This window comes from Coprococcus intestinalis (assembly GCF_023656595.1).
In the GTDB taxonomy this organism is placed as follows: Bacteria; Bacillota; Clostridia; order Lachnospirales; family Lachnospiraceae; genus Coprococcus_A; species Coprococcus_A intestinihominis.
The window spans coordinates 275,510-296,922 of record NZ_JAMOKJ010000001.1 but is presented as its reverse complement, the minus strand read 5'-3'; the positions used below and the strand labels follow the sequence as shown (position 1 = coordinate 296,922).

19 protein-coding genes, 1 tRNA gene and 1 riboswitch are annotated in these 21,413 nt (G+C 43.5%); of the genes, 19 read left to right on the top strand and 1 reads right to left on the bottom strand.

Features of this window, described 5'->3' with window-relative positions:
- The first annotated feature begins 40 nt into the window (after positions 1-40).
- From NBH03_RS01355 to NBH03_RS01275, 19 genes are all read left to right on the top strand, one after another.
- Positions 41-1,492: an NAD(P)/FAD-dependent oxidoreductase gene (locus NBH03_RS01355; RefSeq protein ID WP_250796236.1), complete on the top strand. Its 1,452-nt coding sequence runs from the start codon at positions 41-43 to the stop codon at positions 1,490-1,492.
- 11 nt (positions 1,493-1,503) lie between these two features.
- Positions 1,504-2,766, top strand: a complete 1,263-nt coding sequence (locus NBH03_RS01350) for an NAD(P)/FAD-dependent oxidoreductase (protein ID WP_015513414.1) — start codon at positions 1,504-1,506, stop codon at positions 2,764-2,766.
- 3 nt (positions 2,767-2,769) lie between these two features.
- Complete coding sequence (locus tag NBH03_RS01345) at positions 2,770-3,135, top strand: DUF1667 domain-containing protein (protein ID WP_015513415.1); 366 nt, start codon at positions 2,770-2,772, stop codon at positions 3,133-3,135.
- A 215-nt stretch (positions 3,136-3,350) separates the two neighbouring features.
- The gene (locus NBH03_RS01340) at positions 3,351-3,824 is read left to right on the top strand and encodes an RNA polymerase sigma factor (RefSeq protein WP_227083096.1); all 474 of its coding nucleotides are present in this window, start codon (positions 3,351-3,353) and stop codon (positions 3,822-3,824) included.
- A complete protein-coding gene (locus tag NBH03_RS01335) occupies positions 3,821-5,059 on the top strand; it encodes a hypothetical protein (RefSeq protein ID WP_250796233.1) in 1,239 nt (412 codons plus the stop codon). The genes NBH03_RS01340 and NBH03_RS01335 overlap by 4 nt, the downstream gene beginning before the upstream one ends.
- A 630-nt stretch (positions 5,060-5,689) precedes the next feature.
- Positions 5,690-6,793, top strand: a complete 1,104-nt coding sequence (gene tnpB, locus NBH03_RS01330) for an IS200/IS605 family element RNA-guided endonuclease TnpB (RefSeq protein WP_250796227.1) — start codon at positions 5,690-5,692, stop codon at positions 6,791-6,793.
- 84 nt (positions 6,794-6,877) lie between these two features.
- A complete protein-coding gene (locus NBH03_RS16065; protein WP_334303166.1) occupies positions 6,878-7,069 on the top strand; it encodes a cation:dicarboxylate symporter family transporter in 192 nt (63 codons plus the stop codon).
- Between the two features lie 266 nt (positions 7,070-7,335).
- On the top strand, positions 7,336-7,902 hold the full coding sequence (locus NBH03_RS01325) for a glycerol-3-phosphate responsive antiterminator (protein WP_015513418.1): 567 nt from the start codon (positions 7,336-7,338) through the stop codon (positions 7,900-7,902).
- Between the two features lie 26 nt (positions 7,903-7,928).
- Positions 7,929-8,561 carry a histidine phosphatase family protein gene (locus NBH03_RS01320; RefSeq protein WP_250796226.1) on the top strand — a complete coding sequence of 211 codons (633 nt, stop codon included), beginning with the start codon at positions 7,929-7,931 and terminating at the stop codon, positions 8,559-8,561.
- Between the two features lie 7 nt (positions 8,562-8,568).
- Entirely contained in the window at positions 8,569-8,982 is a 414-nt protein-coding gene (locus NBH03_RS01315) for a GtrA family protein (protein ID WP_015513420.1), read from the top strand.
- 118 nt (positions 8,983-9,100) lie between these two features.
- A tRNA-Leu gene (locus NBH03_RS01310) sits at positions 9,101-9,183 on the top strand.
- 55 nt (positions 9,184-9,238) lie between these two features.
- On the top strand, positions 9,239-9,370 hold the full coding sequence (locus NBH03_RS15830) for a hypothetical protein (protein ID WP_284703401.1): 132 nt from the start codon (positions 9,239-9,241) through the stop codon (positions 9,368-9,370).
- A 189-nt stretch (positions 9,371-9,559) separates the two neighbouring features.
- Positions 9,560-12,124 (top strand): YhgE/Pip domain-containing protein, encoded by a 2,565-nt coding sequence (locus NBH03_RS01305; RefSeq protein WP_250796224.1) that lies wholly within the window; start codon positions 9,560-9,562, stop codon positions 12,122-12,124.
- Positions 12,124-14,304, top strand: coding sequence for a YhgE/Pip domain-containing protein (locus NBH03_RS01300; protein ID WP_250796223.1), 2,181 nt, complete (start codon positions 12,124-12,126; stop codon positions 14,302-14,304). The genes NBH03_RS01305 and NBH03_RS01300 overlap by 1 nt, the downstream gene beginning before the upstream one ends.
- A 154-nt stretch (positions 14,305-14,458) precedes the next feature.
- Entirely contained in the window at positions 14,459-14,977 is a 519-nt protein-coding gene (locus NBH03_RS01295) for a peptidylprolyl isomerase (RefSeq protein ID WP_015513423.1), read from the top strand.
- Positions 14,978-15,071: 94 nt separating this feature from the next.
- Positions 15,072-16,079 (top strand): tetratricopeptide repeat protein, encoded by a 1,008-nt coding sequence (locus tag NBH03_RS01290; protein WP_250796221.1) that lies wholly within the window; start codon positions 15,072-15,074, stop codon positions 16,077-16,079.
- Between the two features lie 74 nt (positions 16,080-16,153).
- Complete coding sequence (locus NBH03_RS01285) at positions 16,154-16,897, top strand: NAD-dependent protein deacylase (protein ID WP_250796218.1); 744 nt, start codon at positions 16,154-16,156, stop codon at positions 16,895-16,897.
- Between the two features lie 123 nt (positions 16,898-17,020).
- A riboswitch (FMN riboswitch) is annotated at positions 17,021-17,159 on the top strand.
- A gap of 219 nt (positions 17,160-17,378) precedes the next feature.
- Entirely contained in the window at positions 17,379-18,920 is a 1,542-nt protein-coding gene (locus NBH03_RS01280; RefSeq protein ID WP_250796209.1) for an FGGY-family carbohydrate kinase, read from the top strand.
- Positions 18,921-19,349: 429 nt separating this feature from the next.
- The gene (locus tag NBH03_RS01275; RefSeq protein ID WP_250796206.1) at positions 19,350-20,423 is read left to right on the top strand and encodes a hypothetical protein; all 1,074 of its coding nucleotides are present in this window, start codon (positions 19,350-19,352) and stop codon (positions 20,421-20,423) included.
- A gap of 100 nt (positions 20,424-20,523) precedes the next feature.
- Here the strand turns inward: NBH03_RS01275 and srtB are convergent, their stop codons facing one another.
- A complete protein-coding gene (gene srtB, locus NBH03_RS01270; RefSeq protein ID WP_250796204.1) occupies positions 20,524-21,315 on the bottom strand; it encodes a class B sortase in 792 nt (263 codons plus the stop codon).
- Between the last annotated feature and the right edge of the window lie 98 nt (positions 21,316-21,413).

Here is a 21,413-nt window from a genome sequence, read left to right as displayed (position 1 = left end):
CGTTTGGCTGTTAAGCAGAAATAGAAAGGAGATTGGGTTTATGTATGATGTAGCGATTATCGGTGCCGGTGTGACAGGAAGCGCCATCGCAAGGGAGTTATCAAGATATCAGTTAAATGTCTGTGTCATTGAACGTGAGGAGGATGTTTGCTGCGGCACATCCAAGGCCAACAGTGCCATTATTCATGCGGGTTTTGATGCTGTACCCGGCACATTAAAGGCAAAGGTTAATGTCAAAGGCAATGCCATGATGGATCAGATTGCAAAAGAGTTGGATATTCCGTTTAAGAGAAATGGTTCTATGGTTGTATGCACAAAAGACCAGGATCCGAAAGGATTGGAAGTACTGATGGAGAGAGGCAAGGCCAATGGCGTGCCGGATCTTCAGATTCTTGACCGTGAGGCACTGATCGCTATGGAACCGAATCTCAGTGATGATGTTGTATGTGCATTGTTTGCACCGACAGGCGGCATTGTATGTCCTTTCCATATGACGATGGGCTATGCTGAAAATGCATGCAGCAACGGTGTCGAATTTTTCCTGAATACACAGGTGGATGATATTAAGAAAGCAGAGTCAGGCTATGAACTGACAGTGATCCATACAGACAGCGGCGAAAAAGAGATAAAAACAGCGAAAGTTGTCATCAATGCAGCCGGTGTTTATGCAGATACACTGAATAATATGGTCAGCGAACATAAGCTGCATATTACAGCAAGAAAAGGTGAATATATGCTGCTGGACAAAGATGCAGGCAAGCATGTATCTCATACAATTTTTCAGCTGCCGTCCAAGATGGGCAAAGGTGTTCTTGTGAGCCCGACGGTTCACGGCAATCTGCTGGTTGGACCGACTGCCGTAGATGTGGAAGATAAAGAAGCGGTTAATACAACCCAGGCCGGACTGGATTCCCTCGGACGTACCGCTTCTCTCAGTGTGAAGAATGTACCCCTTCGTCAGGTGATTACATCTTTTGCAGGTCTCCGTGCCCATGAGGCCGGTGATGATTTTGTGATTGGTGAAGCAGAAGATGCCAAAGGTTTTATCAATGTGGCAGGTATTGAGTCTCCGGGACTTTCATCTGCACCGGCTATTGCAGTGATGGTGGCAGACAGGGTGAAAGAGATGCTGAATCCTGAAGTTAACGACAAGTTCAACCCGATCAGAAAAGGCATTCTTCATCCGGATACACTGACACTGGAAGAAAGAAATGAACTGATTAAGAAACAGCCTGCATACGGCAATATTATCTGCCGTTGTGAGATGATCACGGAGGGTGAGATTCTGGATGCCATTCACCGTCCGCTGGGGGCACGTTCCCTTGATGGTGTGAAACGTCGTACAAGAGCCGGTATGGGACGCTGCCAGGCAGGCTTCTGTTCACCGAGAACGATGGAAATTCTTGAACGTGAAGTGCCAATGAGCATGTTTGACATTACAAAGAACGGTGTTGGTTCCAATATCGTTATCGGTACCAACAAGGAATTATAGGAGGGCGCATGATGAAAGCATATGATTTGATTATTATTGGCGGTGGCCCTGCTGGTCTGGCAGCCGCTGTTGCTGCAAGAGACAATGGTATTGAAAGTATTCTGATTCTTGAAAGAGACAAACAGCTTGGCGGTATTCTGAACCAGTGCATCCACAACGGTTTCGGTCTTCATACATTTAAAGAAGAGCTGACAGGACCTGAATATGCAGCAAGATTTATCGAACAGGTCAAAGAGAGAAAGATTGAATATAAATTAAATACAATGGTCATGGATATTTCCCATGAAAAGGTTGTCACTGCCATGAACCGTGAGGAAGGCATGATTCTTCTTCAGGCCAAAGCCGTGATTCTGGCCATGGGATGTCGTGAACGTTCAAGAGGTGCTTTGAATATTCCGGGTTATCGTCCGGCAGGTATTTACTCCGCAGGTACCGCACAGCGTCTGGTGAACATGGAAGGCTATATGCCGGGGCGTGAAGTGGTTATCCTTGGTTCCGGTGATATCGGCCTGATCATGGCAAGACGTATGACACTGGAAGGTGCCAAAGTGAAGGTTGTGGCAGAGCTGATGCCTTATTCCGGTGGATTAAAGAGAAATATCGTTCAGTGTCTGAATGATTTCGATATTCCGCTGAAACTCAGTCATACAGTTGTTGATATTGAAGGCAAAGACCGTGTAAAGGCTGTTACAATTGCAGAGGTTGGCCCTGACCGCCGTCCGATTCCGGGCACGGAAGAACGCTATGAATGTGATACATTGCTTCTGTCCTGCGGTCTGATCCCTGAAAATGAGTTGAGCAAGAGTGCCGGTGTTGACTTAAGCCCGATTACATCCGGCCCGATTGTCAATGACAGTCTGGAAACTAATATCGACGGCGTATTTGCCTGCGGCAACGTGCTGCATGTGCATGACCTGGTGGATTATGTTTCCCAGGAAGCCGGAACAGCCGGAAAGAATGCTGCAGCTTATATTAAGGAGGGCAAGACAGCCGATGCAAAAACTGTTGAAATTTTGCCGGTAGATGGCGTTCGTTACACAGTGCCAAAATATATCCGTCCGACAGAAATGGAAGATACCCTGACAGTTCGTTTCCGTGTAGGAGATGTTTATAAAAACTGTGCCATTGCGACTTATTTTGATGATGAACTCATCAGCAAACGCAAACGTCCGGTCATGGCACCGGGAGAAATGGAGCAGGTGATTCTGCAGAAATCCAAACTGGCAGATTACCCTGATTTGAAGCATATTACAATCAAAATTGAGGAGGCATAACGAATGGAAACAAGAGAATTAACCTGTATCGGCTGTCCTTTGGGATGCGCTCTCACAGTGACAATGAATGGTAAAGAAGTTGTAGAAGTCAAAGGCAACACTTGCAAAAAGGGCGATATTTATGCCAGAAAAGAAGTCACTAATCCGACACGTATCGTCACGACAACTGTCAGAGTCAGCGGCGGCGCTGCTCCGATGATCAATGTCAAAACACAGTCCGATATTCCGAAGGATAAGATTTTTGAATGTGTAGCAGCATTAAAAGGCGTGACAATTCAGGCACCGGTGGCTATCGGTGATGTTGTCCTTGAAAATGTGGCAGGTACAGGCGTCAATATTGTGGCAGCAGGCGCAGTCGAGGCGGCATAATAGAATGAATAAAAACTGAATGGATAAAAATAGCATATTGAAATAGTAAGAAAGAGACATTTGCAGAAATGACAGGCATCCTGTGAAACATACAGGGTCGGCCAACTGCCGATGTCTCTTTTTATGTGCATAAAAATATTTTGACAGAAATGAAACATTTTCGGCATATCAGGTGTATTATGGGTGAAAGGCCTTTCAAGGAGAGTACAAGTAAGATGTTGACGAAAGAAGAATTTACCTGTCTGGCAAGGAAGTATATGGATACGGTTTTTCGAGTTGCCATGAATTATTTAAAAAATAAAACAGATGCCGATGATGTGACTCAGAACGTGTTGCTGAAATTTTATAAAAGCGATGTGGATTTTGAATCGGAGGAACATGTCAAGCACTGGCTCATCAGAGTGACCCTGAATGAATGCAAAAATTTCCTGCGTTTTCCATGGCAGAAATATGCATCCCTGGAAGATTATATGGAAACTTTGCAGATGCCGGAGCCGGAACATCGGGGAATGTTGAATGCTGTGATGGCACTGCCGACAAAATATCGCATGATTCTGTATCTGTATTATTATGAGGGGTATGCGACAGCGGAAATTGCAGAATTTTTGCAGGTACCAAACGGAACTGTCCGTACAAGACTTGCAAGAGGCAGGGAGCAATTAAAGAAAATATTGAAGGAGGCCGAATGATGAGCCGAAAAAAATTCGATGAAAAATGTTATAAAGAGACAATGGATTGTCTTCACGCCTCTGACGATGTACTTGAGGAGGTCTTGAAGATGACAGAAAATAGGAATGCTGAAGGAGATAAAATACAGGATGACGGACAGGAAACCCGCAATCGGAGTAAATACGGTAAAAATAATGATAGCCAAAACAGACATTGGCATCCGGCTCGCGTTGCAGCGGCAGCAGTGGTGTTCTGTGCAGTGGCAGGTACCATGTTTTCTACAGAGATTTCAACTTATGCCGAAGAAGCTATCCATTTTATTGAAGCAAAATTAAGTCCGGCATCAGAAAGCGATGTGGAGACATTTGCGGATGCGGCTTTGGGGGATAAGAGTATTTCAACAAAGCATGCTGAGCGTACAAATTCCAGCGGGGAAGTGTTGGATGACCCAGATTCACAGCGTGTGGCAGTTGATTCAGTGACGGCGAATGAATTATTGTCCGGCAATGTTCAGAATGTGGATGCGACAGTGGAAGTTGGTGGATATACCTTTGACTTTGAGCAGTTAGTGGTGGACAAAAACGGCAATGGCATGTTGTCTTATACTATTTCGAATCCGGATGGAGTTAAGGACTGGTATGAATCCGGCTATGGTGAAATTAATTTTAATTGGTATTCAAATCCGAATGGAGGACTGGTAAACCCAACGATATACTCAGAATCCGGAGAAGAACTGGACAGCAGATTATTGTTGCGTTCAGATATCAGTACAGATACAGAACTTCATGTAGTGGCTTGTTTTACAGGCAATCTGCAGGAAAATGAAGGTATTCGTCTGGATTTGATAAAAGCAAAAGATAATGAGGATGCAGGACAATGGACGGTTCTGGATCAGAAATCCGTGTCATTTGATGTGACGGACAAACTGGATGGCGTTGCATTGACGGACGAAAACGGTGATACAGCAGAGGTGTCGCCGATTGGTCTTACTATGTCAGATACAGCAGATGAGAATATCGAGAATGTTCCTGACAACATCACATTGAAGTATACAGATGGAACTGAATATGTCATTGATGGAGAAGATGCCTATAATACAGTTCTAAGCTTAAAAGACAACGGAAAATCATGGTATGTATTTAATCGACTGGCCGACACAGGTAAAATTCAGTCGCTGGATATCAAAGGGCATTATTGCAATCTTAAAGATGAAAGTGAGGAGGAATACAACAGAATATATACGTTGGCAGAATAGGCTGCAGAAGAGGTAAATATACATAGGTACATTCAGAGTGGGATGTTTGAAGATTGCGAATGCTGCCGTATAAAATATTAGCCGGTATATATTGATTTTAGGATCAACATGTACCGGCTGTTTTATCTTTTGTAAACAGGATTCCTCTTGTTAATATTGGTTTGAGTATAACTGTTTACAATTTATTAATTTCTTCATTTGTAGGATGACCTTTCAGTCAGATTAAAGATGGAATTCTTCAAACAATTGTTCCTGATATTTGCTGTCGTTGGCGGCTTTGATGATATCGTCCATGCGATTTTGCTGGGCTAATAACATTTTCAAATTTATCCTGACAGATTACCTGTCAGCCATTACACACATTCTCATTGTGTATGTACCGCTGCTTCTGTTTGTGGCAAAGGTCAATCCAATCAAATACCTCAAGGTGGCTTTTGAAATAAGGCTACCGCAATCCCACTGGCTTTAGACGGTGGGTTAAGGTAGCCAAAAGTTAGATATTATTGTATACTTATGGCATGGGGACATGGAAATCTAAAAACAGGCACAAATACTTATTACAGTATCACATGTATCAGAAAAAATGCTTAAAAGATATATAGAAAACCAAGGTTAAGGAGGTGGCAGCAGATGTTAAAAGCATATAAATACAGAATATATCCCACTAATGAGCAGAAAGAACAGATAGCAAAGACATTTGGCTGCTGCCGTTTTGTGTATAATCGGACACTGGCGTATCGAAAAGAAGCATATGAGAAAGAGAAAAAAAACGTAAATAAAACCAACTGCAACAATTACTGTAACCAGGTTCTAAAAAAAGAATATGGATGGCTAAAAGAAGTAGATAAGTTTGCCCTTACGAATGCAATTTATAATATGGACGCTGCCTATCAAAAATTTTTTAAAGAACATACAGGGTATCCGAAGTTTAAGAGTAAACATGACGGTCATCAATCATACACAACGAATTTTACCAATGGGAATATAACGGCAGATTTTGACGGAGGAAAAGTAAAGCTGCCTAAACTAAAGGAAGTAAAAGCAAAACTGCATAGAAATTTTATCGGACAGATAAAGTCTGCAACGGTATCGCAGATGCCGAGCGGAAAATATTATGTATCAATTTTGGTGGAAACGGAACATGTGGAACTGACACATACAGATCAAAACACAGGAATAGATCTGGGCATTAAAGATTTATGTATTACTTCAAAGGGAAAGAAATACGAAAATCCAAAAACCATCAGGAAATATGAAAAGAAACTGGCAAAGCTGCAAAGACAGTTAGCACATAAAAAAAAGAGAAGCCAAAATTACAACAAGATTAAAAAAAAGATAGCATTATGCCATGAAAAAATAACAAATAGCAGAAAAGACTATCTGCACAAGATATCCCATGAGATTATCAGCGAAAACCAAGTGATAGTTTCGGAAAATCTGCAGATACAGAACATGGTGAAAGATCATCATTTAGCAAAAGCTATAAGTGATGTTTCATGGTATGAGTTGACAAGACAGTTAGAATATAAGGCAAAGTGGAATGGTAGAAAATATATAAAGATAGATACATTCTATGCCAGCAGCCAGTTATGTTCGGTTTGCGGATACCAAAATACAGAGATAAAAGATTTATCAATAAGAGAATGGTCGTGTCCAGTTTGTGGTGCAAAACATGATAGAGACATTAACGCTGCAAAAAATATACTGGCGGAGGGATTACGACAAATAGCATAAGAAGAATAACTATATAGGGCAGGGACTGCCCGAATTTACGCCTGTGGAGATAGTAGGTCACGAGGTCTGTGAAGCAGGAAGCCCATTGGCTTTAGACAATGGATAGTTCACGTTATTGGTCTTGTAACAGGTATTTACAGAATTATTGACCAGATTCATACAGCAACCAATGCAACCGGTGACCTCGTTGTGGCAGCCTGTGTGGCATCCACAGAGGGAACACTGGATCGTACAGCACCGGCTTATACGGGAGATGTAAAAAAAATAACGCTGTAGAAACCGCAGAAACAATCGCTTAATAAGTGAGAAAAAATGCGGCTGCATAAAAGAAAAGGCTGAATCCGACAGGGTTTGGCCTTTTCGTGCTGTGAAGCCTCAGCCTTTTTGGTGTTTCGTCTTGCGAAGCAGGACATTTCATTATATAATGAGCGTTAGCAAGAAGTGTGTCATCGTCATAGGGCATCATAGATTTTGATGAGGAAGGATGAGCATTGTTCTGAGACAGCATAAACAGGAATGATGACAGAATGAGGGATAGAATAATGAACAGAGAGTTCAAAGATGCGCTGGAGGATTCTCCGGTTATAGCAGCCATAAAAGATGATAATGGCCTGAAGGAATGTCTGAAAAGTGACATTCAGGTTGTTTTTATTTTATATGGAGATATCTGCAATATCGCGGATATTGTAGATACGGTGAAACAGGCAGGAAAGATGGCACTGGTTCATCTGGATTTGATCAATGGCCTTTCTGCCAAGGATGTAGCGGTTGATTTTATAAAAAAATATACAAAAGCTGACGGTATTATTTCGACAAAACCTGCATTGATCAAACATGCAGGCGAGATTGGACTTACATCGGTGCTGCGTTTATTTGTCATCGATTCCATGGCTTACGAGAATATTCAGAAGCATGTGAAGGGGGCAAGACCGGATGTCATTGAGGTACTGCCGGCACTGATGCCGAAGGTTGTGAAAAGAGTTTGTCGAATTTCGCAGATTCCGGTTATTGCAGGAGGGCTTGTGTCGGACAAGGAAGATGTGATGTCTCTTTTGCAGGCAGGCGTTGTCAGTGTGTCGTCGACAAATAAAGAAATCTGGTTTATGTAAACAACAACAGGAAGAGGAAATAGAAGATGATTGTATATTTTATACGGCATGGGGAGACAGATTTCAACAAACGCTGTCTCATACAGGGAATGAGCGACATTCCATTAAATGACAAGGGGATTCAGCAGGCTGGCATTGCGGCGGAGTGGTTTAAAAAGCAGAATATTACATTCGACAGAGTTTTTGCAAGTCCACTTGTGCGGGCAAGAAAGACGGCAGCCATCGTTTCGGGCAGAACATTTGAAGAAGTGCAGCCTGATGCAAGAATCCGTGAGATGGATTTTGGTGTAGATGAAGGCAAGCCGTATTCGCTGATTAAGGATTTATTTGATGCACCGGAGTCTTATATTCCGCCGGAAGGTGCAGAGAGTATTGAAGAACTGCAGACCCGTGCACAGAAATTCCTGGATATGCTGTCAGGAATGGCGGCATCAGATGAAAGTGTACATACTGTGCTGGCTGCTTCTCATGGGGCTGCTTTGAGAGGTATTATGAGCTGTATCAATCACTGTGAATTGAAAGACTTCTGGCGGTCAGGACTTTCAAACTGTTGTGTTTATAAAATTCATCTGGAAAATAATGTGTGGGTGGAAGACGGGCTGATGCATCCGATTGAGGAGGCAGAACAGTTTAAATCCGGCAAAACCAAGGAGGCATAGAAGCAGAATGATTAAAAAGATATTGAGTCTGGTTGATCAGAAATTATTGAGATTTATCATTGTCGGCTGTATTAACACCGTTGTCGGTACGGCCATCATGTTTGGTCTGTATAATCTGGCATCCTGCAGTTACTGGGTGTCATCTGCAGCCAATTATATTTTGACGAGTATTTTGAGCTTTTTCCTGAACAAGTATTTTACATTCCAGAATAAAGAACGTTCATGGAAGCAGGTGGCGAAATTTATCATTAACATAGCGGTATGCTATGTGCTGGCCTATGGTATTGCAAAACCGGTTGTTATGTACATATTATCCGGCGCCGGTCAGAAGATTCAGGAGAATGCAGCCATGCTTGCCGGTATGTGTCTGTTCACCGGATTTAACTATATCGGACAGCGTATGTTCGCATTCAAAGAATAATTTCTCCGGAGCGCAGCAGTCCGTCGATACGATAAAAGTCATTATTTTTGAAAAAATTTAAATTTTTTCAAAAAAAGGCTTGCATTTTTCAAAAGCATCTGGTATTATAAGTGAGCACGCAGAAGTGGCGGAATGGCAGACGCGCTAGATTCAGGTTCTAGTGAGGTAACACTCGTGTGGGTTCAACTCCCATCTTCTGCATGATTTATAAAACCTGAGTAGAGAAGGAATCCTAAGTGGATTCCTTTTTTGCTTTATGCAATATGTGATGTGGCTTATCAGGTATATTTGTGAGAAGGTCGGCATTGCAGACAGTCAGGATTCGTGGCGTTCCTATGACCGGATGAATAAGAAAATCATCGAAAGACTGGACAAAACACAGCTGTAAGCAGCACGCAAAGGCACCGGTTGAATGACAAAAATCACAATTAGACACTTTTTAAACAAGTGACCATTAATGAACAAAAAACATACAATTGATGGTTGTAAATTATGCTGTCCATTAATATAATATTTTTTATGAGAAAATCAACATGTTATCTATTAATGGAACAATTTATGAAAAAGGAGCATTTTTATGAGAAATGCATTTCGGATTTTTCGCCGGGATTTGAAGCGGATTTTGCGCAACCCGGCAGCATTACTGGTTATCATAGGTGTGTCGATCATTCCGTCGCTCTATGCATGGTTCAATATTGTTGCAAACATTGATCCTTATGCCAACACCTCCGGTATTAAGGTAGCTGTTGCCAATAATGATCAGGAGGCGTCGAGCAATGGCCTTTCGATCAATGCGGGTGACGAGATCATTACGAATCTGAAGGAAAATGATCAGCTGGGATGGACCTTTGTGTCGGAAGATGAAGCCGTTGAAGGCGTCAGATCCGGCAAGTATTATGCAGCGATTGTTATTCCGGACAATTTCAGTGAATCATTGTTAAGTGTCCTTTCAGGCAAGCTTAATACACCGGAACTGGAATACTATATCAATGAGAAAGCCAATGCCATTGCACCGAAGATCACGAGTACGGGTGCAAGTACGATCCAGTCTCAGATCAACAGTACATTCTCATCGGTTGCAGCAGAGTCTGTGTCGGATGTTGTTAAAAATTCTGTGACAGATGTAGCAGATGCTGTAGGCAATGTGAATACGGACATCAATGAGATGCTGAAGAAGGCAGATGCCAATATTCAGGCGTACGAAGATTTGTTGGACAAGTTTAACAACAGTTCTGATTCTACCAAGGATCTGATTTCAGATGCCCAGAAGGCAGCAGGTTCACTGGATGACGCAGCGGCCTCAGGCGCATCTGCTCTGGATGACGCGGATACGATCATTCAGAATACGAGAACAGCAGCCGGAGATTTTTCCGCCATCCTGTCCTGGTCACTTTCCAATGGAGAGCTACTTTTGAACCAGGCACATAGTTCTGCTTCAGAGGGGCTGACAGAGTTGGAAGCCAAGGCAGGCAAGATTAATACGACGGTTGGCGATGCACTGGATTCAGCCAATTCTGTTGTATCATTAAATGGTGAGATCCTGAATAATATGCAGGATCTTGTGAATCAAGTGAATGATGAAGTGGATGGACAGATTGCCAATGATATCATTGACAGACTGAACAGCAATATTGCCAGTCTTCAGGAGCAGAATGACAAGAATCAGAAACTGATCGACAGTCTGACTGTAGGTAATAACAGCATTTCGGATGCAATCTCCACAACATCCACAACACGTGAACAGCTGTCAGGAATTGCTTCTGACAGTATCGGCAGTATCCATGCTTTCAGGATTTCCATGGCTCAGAATGTTATTCCTGAACTGGACAAAACACTGGATACATTCTCAAGTCTGACGGGTGAGTTGTCCGGTCTGCTCAATGGCGTACCGACAGCTTCCGAGCAGTTCCAGTCGGTTTTTAATCAGCTGGATACAAGTCTTGCGGATATCAGGGACGCTTTAAGCGGTACGACCTCTGCACTGGCAAGTGTCAGTGGCAAGCTGAATGACATCCAGAGTGATGTGAATGCGCTTGTAAGTTCCGATGCATATAACAAACTGCTCAAACTGGAAGGCATTGATGCTGACCAGATTTCTGAGTTTATGGCATCACCGGTTGAACTGGATACAGAGACTTATTTTGCAGTGAAGAATTACGGTTCTTCCATGATTCCATTCTATTCCAACCTGGCAATCTGGGTGGGCGGTATTGTTCTGATCGCGATCATTAAGATGGAAGTAGACAGAGACAAATCTATGAAAAACTATACGGCATCAGAGATGTATATGGGCAGATGGCTGCTGTATGTCGTGATCGGTATCATTCAGGGGTTTGTTGTGTGTCTGGGTGATACGCTGCTTCCGGGGGCGCAAGTCGTGCATCCGGTAAGGATGGTTATTCTTGGTATGATTCTTTCTTTTGTCTATGTTAATATTATTTATGCATTGTCTATTTCATTCAAGCATATCGGCAAGGCACTGTGCGTTATCCTGGTTATTCTTCAGATTCCGGGATCATCAGGTACATACCCGATTGAAATGACACCGGCATTCTTCCAGAACCTGCACCCGTTCCTGCCGTTTGCGTATGGCGTCGGTGCTATGAGAGAATGTGTAGCAGGTGTATATGGACATGTCTATGAGAAAGATATACTGATTCTGTTATTATGCTATGTGCCGATTTCACTGCTGATCGGACTTGGTCTCAGGCCGGCCCTTGCCGGACTGAACCGCCTGTTTGACAGAAAGCTTTCAGAGACAGAGTTTATGATCTGTGAAGAACCGGATGAAACACTCAGCCGTCATGAACAGCTGAGAATGCTTTTGAAGGCATCTCTGTCTGTTGACAATCTGAGAGAAGAGACAGCTGCAAAGGCACAGGCTTTTGAAGGCAATTATAAGAAGATGGTGCGTTTCGGATTCCTGGCGATCATCATTATTCCGCTGATTTTCCTTGTTCTGATGTTCAGTCTGGAATCAAAGATCGTATTCCTTGTCCTGTGGATCCTTTCGATCATTATTATCGCTGTATGGCTGATCGTTGTTGAATTTATTCACAATAATCTGCAGGAACAGCAGAAGATTGCAGGTATGTCCTTTGATGAAATGCTTGAGAAATTCCGTGGAAAGGAGAAGGAATAATGAAGAATATTCTGCGTGTTTTTAAGAATGACTTAAACAAGATTCATAATAATGTTATTGCCATGATCGTTATCATGGGTATTCTTGTTATTCCGACTCTTTATGCATGGTTCAATATTGCAGCCAGCTGGGATCCGTATGGCAGTACGGATGGCCTGAAAATTGCCGTGGCCAGCGAGGATGCAGGGTATACAAGTGAACTGATCAACGTGGATCTGAATCTTGGTGATGATGTCATTAAGGCATTGAAGGAAAATGACAATTTCAACTGGGTCTTTACAGATGCAGATGATGCAGCCGATGGAGTTAAATCCGGCAAATATTATGCGTCCCTTGTTATTCCTGAGGATTTTACCAAGGATATGATGAGTGTTTTTACCAGTGATGTGACACATCCTCAGATTATTTATTATATTAATGAGAAGGAAAATGCCATTGCACCGAAGGTTACTGAAAAGGGTGCCAGCGCTGTACAGCAGCAGGTGAATGACACTTTCATTGAAACCGTTTCAAAAACAGCGCTGGAGGCAATTCAGCTTGTCAGCAATGCTGCTGATGATGAAGATGATCAGGAGTTGGCAGACAAACTGTCAAAAACCCTGAACCAGGTAGCTTTTGATTTGAGCAGTGCGGCCAATACAGTGCAGTCCTTTGCAAATCTGACAAAATCGGGTGCGTTGATGCTGGATTCAACCACTGAATTTCTGAAGCAGTCCGGCTCTGGTGCAGAAAACAGTGTCGAGGCTTTTGATAAAGCCGGTGAGGGCATTGATTCATTAAACAGCGCTTTGACAGGTACCACAAAGACGATTTCTGATGCATTGGCACAGAACAAGGAATTCTATACAGCTGTGTCAGATGCGGTGGGCAAAGCGCTGGATTCTTATAATACAGATGCGGAGGCCTCCGCCGATGCTTTATATGCCGTGTCAGACAGAATCCAGGATGTGATCGACCGCTATACAGAGATAGAAAATTCCCTGACAGACATCGGCAATGATTTTGATTCCCTGAAGATTTTAAACACAGCCATCAGAGATATCAATGGTTTGATCGATACGGCGATTGCAAGACAGACAGCCATTCGGGACAAGATCAATGAAGCCGCCGGCAGTCTGACAACACTGACAGGGGATGCATCGGATCTCAAGAAAGAAATAAATGATCTGATCGCACAGACAACGGATTCCGTTGAAGAAGTAAAGACAAGCTATGAAGAGAATGTCAAGAGTGGTCTGAATGATCTGGCCGGCAGTCTGTCATCCACAGATTCTTCCATTACATCTATGTTCACAGCGTTGAATGACAGTGTCCAGGATATTGCAGGTGTCACCGACAATGCATCCGGGGATCTGTCGGATGTTCAGAAAACATTGGAAGATTCGGTGAATCTGTTAAAAGATGCTTCTGACAAACTTACCACAGCATCCAGGAAAGTATCAGACAGCGGCAATATGGATGCCCTGACCGATCTTCTGGAGGAAAGTCCTGAGAGCATGGCTTCATTCATTGCTTCTCCGGTAAAACTTCATGAGAACCAGATTTATCCGATTGAGAACTATGGTTCTGCAATGGCACCGTTCTATTCAACACTGGCCATCTGGGTTGGTGCGGTTGTAATGGCGGCTATGCTGAAAGTTACTGTGTCAGAGAATGCGAAGAAGAGACTAAAGAATCCAAAGGAACATCAGCTTTATTTTGGACGAATGATCCTGATGGTTTGCCTCGGTATTCTGCAGAGTGCACTGATCTGTCTGGGAGATTTGTATTTCCTCGGTATTCAGTGTGAACATCCGTTGATGTTTATTATCACGGGCTGTTTTTCAAGTCTGATCTATGTCAATATTATTTATGCTTTGACGGTTTCCTTTGGCGATATCGGTAAGGCAGTTGCTGTTGTGCTGATGGTTATGCAGGTAGCCGGAAGCGGCGGTACATTCCCAATCGAATGTGCACCGAAGTTCTTCCAGGTTGTATATCCACTGCTGCCTTTCGTACACAGTATGAATGCGATGCGTGAGTGTATTGCCGGATTCTATGGCAATTATTACATGGTTGAGATGGCTAAGATGGCATTATATCTGATCCCATCCCTGCTTCTCGGTCTACTTCTCAGAAAGCCGATTGTCCGACTCAATGAAGTGTTTATCGAAAAACTTGAAAGTACAAAACTGATGTAACGGGAAACCGGTACAACAAGAAACAGATACAACAAGAAAAGCCCCTTTACAGAAAGGGGTTTTTTCTGTACAATGGAACTATTGAAGAATAAGATATTTTGCAGCTGCAAAGAGGTTGAAGGGCTGCAGAATGATAATGAAAGGAAGATATACAATGACAAATCCAGTTGTAACAATTACAATGACAAACGGAGATGTGATGAAGGCAGAATTATACCCTGAAATTGCTCCGAATACAGTGAATAACTTTATTTCCCTCGTTCAGAAAGGCTTTTATGATGGCCTGATTTTTCACAGAGTTATTTCCGGTTTTATGATTCAGGGCGGTGATCCGCAGGGTACAGGTATGGGCGGTCCAGGCTACAGCATTAAGGGTGAATTCGCCATGAATGGTGTGAGAAATGATCTGAAGCATACAAGAGGTGTTCTGTCTATGGCACGTTCCATGATGCCGAACTCAGCAGGTTCACAGTTCTTCATTATGCATGCCAATGCACCGCATCTGGATGGACAGTATGCAGCATTCGGCAAGGTTGTTGAAGGTCTTGATGTGGTTGATAAGATTGCATCTGTCAGAACAGGATGGCAGGATAAACCGGTTGAAGAGCAGAAGATCCAGTCTATGACAGTGGAATTGTTCGGTGAGACTTATCCGGAACCGGAGAAATGCTAATAAGCAACAGCTGAGTATGGCTGCCGCAAGATGCCGTTATCGCAGAGTGATCTGCGGCATTTTGGGCGGCCATTTTTAGAAGGGAGGGTGAGAGATGGCGATTCTTGTTGTGCGGATTGAAGATGTGTCAACCCTTTTAATGAATGAGTTTTTTGACTATAACGGAAGGTGTTATGCCCTGACACGCTCAAGGAAAGAGAATACGGATGTTTGTATCAACCTTGAGGATTTTTATGAGGGAACGGTTCAGAGCGAAAGTCTGGAGGACATACCGGTGGTCTTTGTAAAAGCACAGGATGACGGCTGGGCTGTGATCGGGTACTATAAGCGGGCAGAAGTGCGCAAGAAGATCATGCGTCCGTCTCTGTTCCTTGAAGGTAATATCCGGGCAGACGTCAGAGAAGCATGGCTGTTTTCTGAGGATGAGCGGAAGCAGATATTTGCAGCACATTTCGGAGAGCGGTATTATGAGGTTGTAGAAGATGATGATGCTCGTTATCAACCGTTGATGGCGTGTATGACAGACAACCCTGGACAAAACAGTCTGCTGCGGTATGATTGTGTGGATATCTTTCTGCAGAGTACCATCCGGAATCAGTATGAGGCGTGTCTGGCAGAATGCGAACGACTGGCTTCGGCGCTGATGTGTGAGACATGTACGGATCTGAGGGAAATCAAGCGGCTTGAAGTGTGTGGACGGCAGGCGGCTGTGCTGAATGGCAGAGAAGCAGACGGCTATTATTATGAAGCGATGGCGGATGAGCAGTTGGGCAGAGTACGACAGGGCATGAAAGCCATCGAGAAAGCCCTTCGTATCGAACCGGAGGGGGCGGATCTGATGGCGCTCAAAGGACAGCTCCTTGTGGGTATGGGAAAGGCTGATGCAGCGGCACAGTGGTTTCACAAGGCCTGGTATGAAAGTGGAGATGATGATTATCTGATGTTGGAAGGCCGGGCATGGCTTTTGGATGAAAAGCCGGATGATGCACTGGATTGTTTCAAGAAGATTAGCGACAAAGGACTTCTGGATGCGGCCGGGATCAACCTTAAAGACATGGAGCAAAGGTGGCCGCCGGTCAGCGCCAGAGGGGTTCGGGGTTAACAGAAGAAACTAGTACATCGTTTTCGAAATAACTACACCATTCACTTGCCAGCGGAATGAAAGGAGCGGATTTCATGAGTGAACAGGAAAACATTTTCAAGTTAAAAGCAATGATTGAGGCATCGGATAATATTGTATTTTTCGGTGGTGCAGGGGTATCTACAGAAAGCGGTATTCCGGATTTCAGAAGTGAGACAGGTATCTATAATACCGTTCACAAATACGGCTGTTCACCGGAACAGATTCTTTCTCATACATTTTTTATGAGAAAGCCGGAGATTTTCTATGATTTTTACAAGTCAACCATGGTTTATAGAGAGGCAGAACCTAATGAAGCCCATAAGGCACTGGCGAAACTGGAGAAGATCGGTAAGCTGAAAGCAGTTGTTACACAGAACATTGACGGACTGCATCAGAAAGCCGGTTCAGAGAAAGTCTATGAGCTCCATGGCACCATTATGAAGAATTACTGTATGAAGTGCGGTCAGTTCTATGATCTGGATTATGTGACGGCTTCCGAGGGTGTGCCGAGATGTGAGAAGTGCGGCGGTATGGTGAAACCGGATGTTGTGCTCTATGAAGAAGGTCTGGATGATACCACCATCAGCAAGAGTGTGCGGGCCATTGCGGAAGCGGATGTGCTGATTATCGGCGGTACATCACTGAATGTTTATCCGGCAGCCGGTTTTATTAATTACTACCATGGCAATAAGCTGGTACTGATCAATAAGAGTGAGACACCATACGATCATGAGGCCAACCTGCTGATCCATGACAGCATTGGCAAGGTATTGAAAGCCTGCGTGGCAGATTTGTAGAAAGTGCAGTGCAATCTGAGAAATGCTTTTGTACATTCGATGATAAATGTATATTTTTAGGCATTTTAACTAAAAATATATTGAAATAGGAGATATAAAGCGTTATAATGTCTATGTTGTAAAACATCTTTTCAGGGCAGGGTGCAAGTCCCTACCGGCGGTAAAGCCCGCGAGCGAAGAAGAATGGCATGATTATTTTTCTGATGCATGATCCGGTGAGATTCCGGGGCCGACAGTATAGTCTGGATGAGAGAGAAGAAGATTTGCATTTTATTTGAATGTTGACCTTTGTATGTATGCCCTGAATTCTTTGTGTGAGGATTCAGGGCTTTTTCTTTATGAAATATGAAAAAGAAAATTCTGACAGGATTCTTCGCCGGAATTTCCTGATGTGACTTTTGATAAAATGTAATCTCCATGAAAAGAATGCTGTACAGAGTCGCAGATGACTGACTTGCAAGAATGTATCGGAGGTATGGAAATGGAAAAGTTTTATCTTGGATTTGACGCAGGAACACAGAGTGTAAAAGTAACCGTATATAATGAGAAAATGGAATGCGTGGCATCTACATCAGCACCGACAACACTGACTTACCCTCATCCGGGATGGGTGGATATGGATGTGGATGAATATCTGGCGTTGACGATAAACGGCATGGCTGAATGCAGTCGGCAGATGCGCGAGAAAGACCTGGATCCGAAACAGATCCAGTCTATTATGGGGGATGGTATCATCTGCGGAATCGCAGGTGTGGATGAAGAGGGCAATGCCATCACACCATATATTAATTATCTGGATTCAAGAACCCAGGAGGATGAAGTGCTGATCAACAGCTGGGATTTGGATATCTGGGGCAGGGAAACAGGCAATCCTGAGGCAAAATGCATGTTTCCGGCACTGTTTGCCAGGTGGCTGCTGAAGAATAATGAAGCTTTTAAGGCCCGCGGAGCAAAGTTTATCCATAATGCGCCTTATGTACTGGCACATCTGGCGGGTCTGAAAGCAAAGGATATGTTTATCGACTGGGGCGCTATGTCCGGATGGGGCATGGGCTATAAGGTTGAAGAAAAGTGCTGGTCACCGGAGCAGTTGAAGATTCTTGGTATTGAGGCTTCCATGATGCCGAAGATTGTCAAACCATGGGATATTGTCGGACATTTGACAGAAGAAATGGCAGAGAAGACGGGACTGGCAGCAGGAACACCGATTTGCGGTGGCGCTGGCGATACGATGCAGTCCATGCTTGGCAGCGGCAATATGGGAGCAGGACAGGCTGTGGATGTGGCAGGCACCTGTTCTATGTTCTGCGTTTCCACAAAAGGCATTATTCCTGAACTCAGTAAGAAGGGGGCCGGACTGATTTTCAACAGCGGTACATTGCCGGATACCTATTTCTACTGGGGCTATATCCGTACGGGCGGCTTGGCGCTGCGCTGGTTCAAGGACTCTGTCTGCGGGCAGGAAAAAGACGGTGATTATTTTGATGTACTGAACAATGCAGCCAAAGATGTCCCGGCAGGCTCTGATGGCGTATTATTCCTGCCGTATCTGACGGGCGGTACCAATGACGTGAAAGAGGCCACAGGCTGTTTCCTTAACATGACGCTGGATACAGATCAGGCTACTCTCTGGCATGCGGTATTAGAGGCTATCGGCTATGACTATATGGAAATTACAGACCTGTACCGTGGTGCCGGTGTGGATATGAGCCGTATCACCATCACAGAAGGCGGCAGCCGCAGCGAAATCTGGAACCAGATGAAATCCGACATGCTGGGCAGCGAAGTGATCACATTGAAGAATGCCGGCGGCGCTGTGGTGACAGACTGTATCGTCGGTGCCTATGCACTGGGACATATCACGGATATGAAAGCGGCATTGACAGAAAGTCTGGAGATTAAGAAACTGTATTATACCAATGCGGAAAATCATGATTTTTACGCTAAACAGTATGCGCTGCAGAAAAAACTGGTGAAACAGGATATGAAAGAGGCGTTCCATACACTGAAAGCGCTGCACTAAAAAGGTGGGCTGCCCTTGAAAAATGATTGGCCTGCAGCTAAGAAGTATTGATAACGGGATTAAAATGAGCAGCGCGCAGACATAGAATATCGACAAAAGACTGGCAAATGAACCGTTCAACACAGGTACACTTTCGTTGACAGACACTGGCAGCAGTACATAAGGTCCTAAAAGACAGAATTTAAGTACCGGCCGTGTCTGAAACACCTGTGTTTGAATGGTTCATTTGTCAGTCTTTTTTGAAGTTTTTGGCTGTACGCTATTCATTTGAATCCCATTTTGAGGGTATTTGAGCTGCAGACAATTTGTTTTTGAGCAGTCCGCATAGATAATATTGGACTCGAAAGATTTAGATTGTTGGTGTAAAATAAAAATATCGGAATGGGAATAGAAATTAAAAAATGGATTTATTGGGGAGATGATGTGCGGATGGAAGAACCTTTGATCATTCGGCGGGATGAGATAATTTTTAAGATTGGATTTTATATATGTTTGATTGCGCTTCTGTGCCTTATCGTATCCTTTGCAGTGATATCGTATAATCAGTGGTGGCATGGTTCGGTTTATGATGAAAGTTTAATAGCCGAAATTTTTCTGTGGATATTTTCATTTTCTATTGGCGGAGTTCCGCTTGGTTTGCTGTTAATTTGGGATAGTTACAGACATGATTATAAGTTGGATGAAAATGGGATTACCATAAGATATCGCAGCAGTGTATTTCGAACGGTCAGAAGGTGGGGTGAATGTGATTGTCTGGGGGTGGAATGTCTGATTTACCCTAAAATCACCTGTTCAAGAGATATTGGCGGCTCTGTGCTGGAAATAAGTTATACGCCGGAAATATGGGACAAGATGAGTGTTTATATGGCACGGCATGGTGTTAAGGTATTGGAACCGGATTTGCAGCAGATTTGGTACAAGCAGCAAAGGAAAAATCCGAAAAGTATTTGTGCTTTGCAAGATATACAGGGTGAATTGAAAATTAGTGACCAGACGTTTTATGGGAAAAAATTAAATGGCGGGATAAAGTCGTTATCTGCGATTGTTATAGCTTTAATGCTGTTTGGTGGGTATGTTATTTTAGCGTTTGAATATGGTTCATTGCTTCGATATGCATGGTTATTATTGATTATTGCGGTAATTGCCGGATGGATTATTTATGGCGAAGATGCAGAATGGGGAAACGAATGGATAGTCAGCAGAACTGGGATACAAATTACGACACGGCGGAGTAAAAAAGTGATTTTTTATGAGTGGTCGCAAATCAATCGAGTAGGAGTGGGCAGTTGTGGTTCGGAGGCGGCATTTTTTTATATCTTTTTTACTGCAAATGGTAAATTTAAGAAAATGAGAGTACGGTTTACAGAAAAAAGATATAAAGAATTTCTTGCATTTGTGCCGGAGGGAAAAGAAACAGACCCAATGACAAGTGATTATCAGATTAGATGGCGTTCGGCGATGAGAAGCTACGGCAAAAGCCGGGATGACTTCGATGAATGGTAGAAATGAAACAGAAGAAAATGGCGTGCAGTCCAGAAAATCCATTGGAAAATCTGGATTAGCACGCCATTTTGCTGTTAAGACAAAGTTACTTGCAGCAAAGCTATTTAATTCGTTTAGCCAGTACGGCAAATCGTCCGTCCGTTGTATAGTAATCGCAGGTGGACAGTGTAATAATCTCATCTCCGAATGACGGTGCATTTTCCTCGTCATAGTACAGGGAAAGGTTTTTAATGTTGTTTAGATATTCTTCAAAATCATAGGCAGTCTCTGCGTTGATGAAATCATAGTATTTGAATTCTTCTGAATCCGGGTCATAGGCCTTGGACTGGAAGGAGGCAAATATTTTGTAAGTGCCCGGACGATACATGGTATCAAAAGTAACAACAGAGTGTTCTTTCAGATAATCATTGTCCTGGAAATCCATCAGCGGGCCGAACATGGTGCCGTTTTTCATATGATGGCCGTAAATAATGGTGTCAGTGCTGGATGGGTTGAAGGTACATCTGGAATCGACAAAAAGCATACCGCCGATATCATAATCGCCGTTGAAGTTCTTGCGCAGATAGTGCTCAGGGTCATCCGGGGTGTACATGACGGGATTGTTGATATTGGTGCCTTCAATGGAAAGCCAGCCGATGAAATCCTTATTCTCATTGTATAAATCACCGTATTTCTCCATCATGGCCTCAGATTCAGCCACAGGGTCTTCTTCATCGGAATCATCGGAATCATCGGAAGCCTCAGTGACATCAGTGTTAATTCTGTCAGCCAGTTGGTCAATGTTCTTCTGGGTTGTGTGTGCCTGCCATGCGTATTTGCCAAGGGAAAAGGCACTCCAGCCAAAGCAGATGATGGCAATGATCAATATGATTGTTCCAATTACTCTTTTCATATAGTATTCCTTCTTAAATATATTATTGTAACTGTTCAGAGCCAGCCTCCAAAATGCTACGCATTTCGTCGGTGTGGCGTATCCGCCAAATAAAATTT

Coding starts and splice junctions, on each gene's coding strand:
- NBH03_RS01345 (WP_015513415.1), top strand. CDS start 2,770: ATGGAAACAAGAGAATTAACCTGTATCGGCTGTCCTTTGGGATGCGCT.
- NBH03_RS01320 (WP_250796226.1), top strand. CDS start 7,929: ATGATTGTATATTTTATACGGCATGGGGAGACAGATTTCAACAAACGC.
- NBH03_RS01285 (WP_250796218.1), top strand. CDS start 16,154: ATGAGTGAACAGGAAAACATTTTCAAGTTAAAAGCAATGATTGAGGCA.
- NBH03_RS01280 (WP_250796209.1), top strand. CDS start 17,379: ATGGAAAAGTTTTATCTTGGATTTGACGCAGGAACACAGAGTGTAAAA.
- NBH03_RS01300 (WP_250796223.1), top strand. CDS start 12,124: ATGAAGAATATTCTGCGTGTTTTTAAGAATGACTTAAACAAGATTCAT.
- NBH03_RS01325 (WP_015513418.1), top strand. CDS start 7,336: ATGAACAGAGAGTTCAAAGATGCGCTGGAGGATTCTCCGGTTATAGCA.
- NBH03_RS01350 (WP_015513414.1), top strand. CDS start 1,504: ATGAAAGCATATGATTTGATTATTATTGGCGGTGGCCCTGCTGGTCTG.
- NBH03_RS15830 (WP_284703401.1), top strand. CDS start 9,239: ATGCAATATGTGATGTGGCTTATCAGGTATATTTGTGAGAAGGTCGGC.
- NBH03_RS01335 (WP_250796233.1), top strand. CDS start 3,821: ATGATGAGCCGAAAAAAATTCGATGAAAAATGTTATAAAGAGACAATG.
- NBH03_RS01355 (WP_250796236.1), top strand. CDS start 41: ATGTATGATGTAGCGATTATCGGTGCCGGTGTGACAGGAAGCGCCATC.
- NBH03_RS01295 (WP_015513423.1), top strand. CDS start 14,459: ATGACAAATCCAGTTGTAACAATTACAATGACAAACGGAGATGTGATG.
- NBH03_RS01305 (WP_250796224.1), top strand. CDS start 9,560: ATGAGAAATGCATTTCGGATTTTTCGCCGGGATTTGAAGCGGATTTTG.
- NBH03_RS01275 (WP_250796206.1), top strand. CDS start 19,350: ATGGAAGAACCTTTGATCATTCGGCGGGATGAGATAATTTTTAAGATT.
- NBH03_RS01315 (WP_015513420.1), top strand. CDS start 8,569: ATGATTAAAAAGATATTGAGTCTGGTTGATCAGAAATTATTGAGATTT.
- tnpB (WP_250796227.1), top strand. CDS start 5,690: ATGTTAAAAGCATATAAATACAGAATATATCCCACTAATGAGCAGAAA.
- NBH03_RS01340 (WP_227083096.1), top strand. CDS start 3,351: ATGTTGACGAAAGAAGAATTTACCTGTCTGGCAAGGAAGTATATGGAT.
- NBH03_RS01290 (WP_250796221.1), top strand. CDS start 15,072: ATGGCGATTCTTGTTGTGCGGATTGAAGATGTGTCAACCCTTTTAATG.
- srtB (WP_250796204.1), bottom strand. CDS start 21,315: ATGAAAAGAGTAATTGGAACAATCATATTGATCATTGCCATCATCTGC.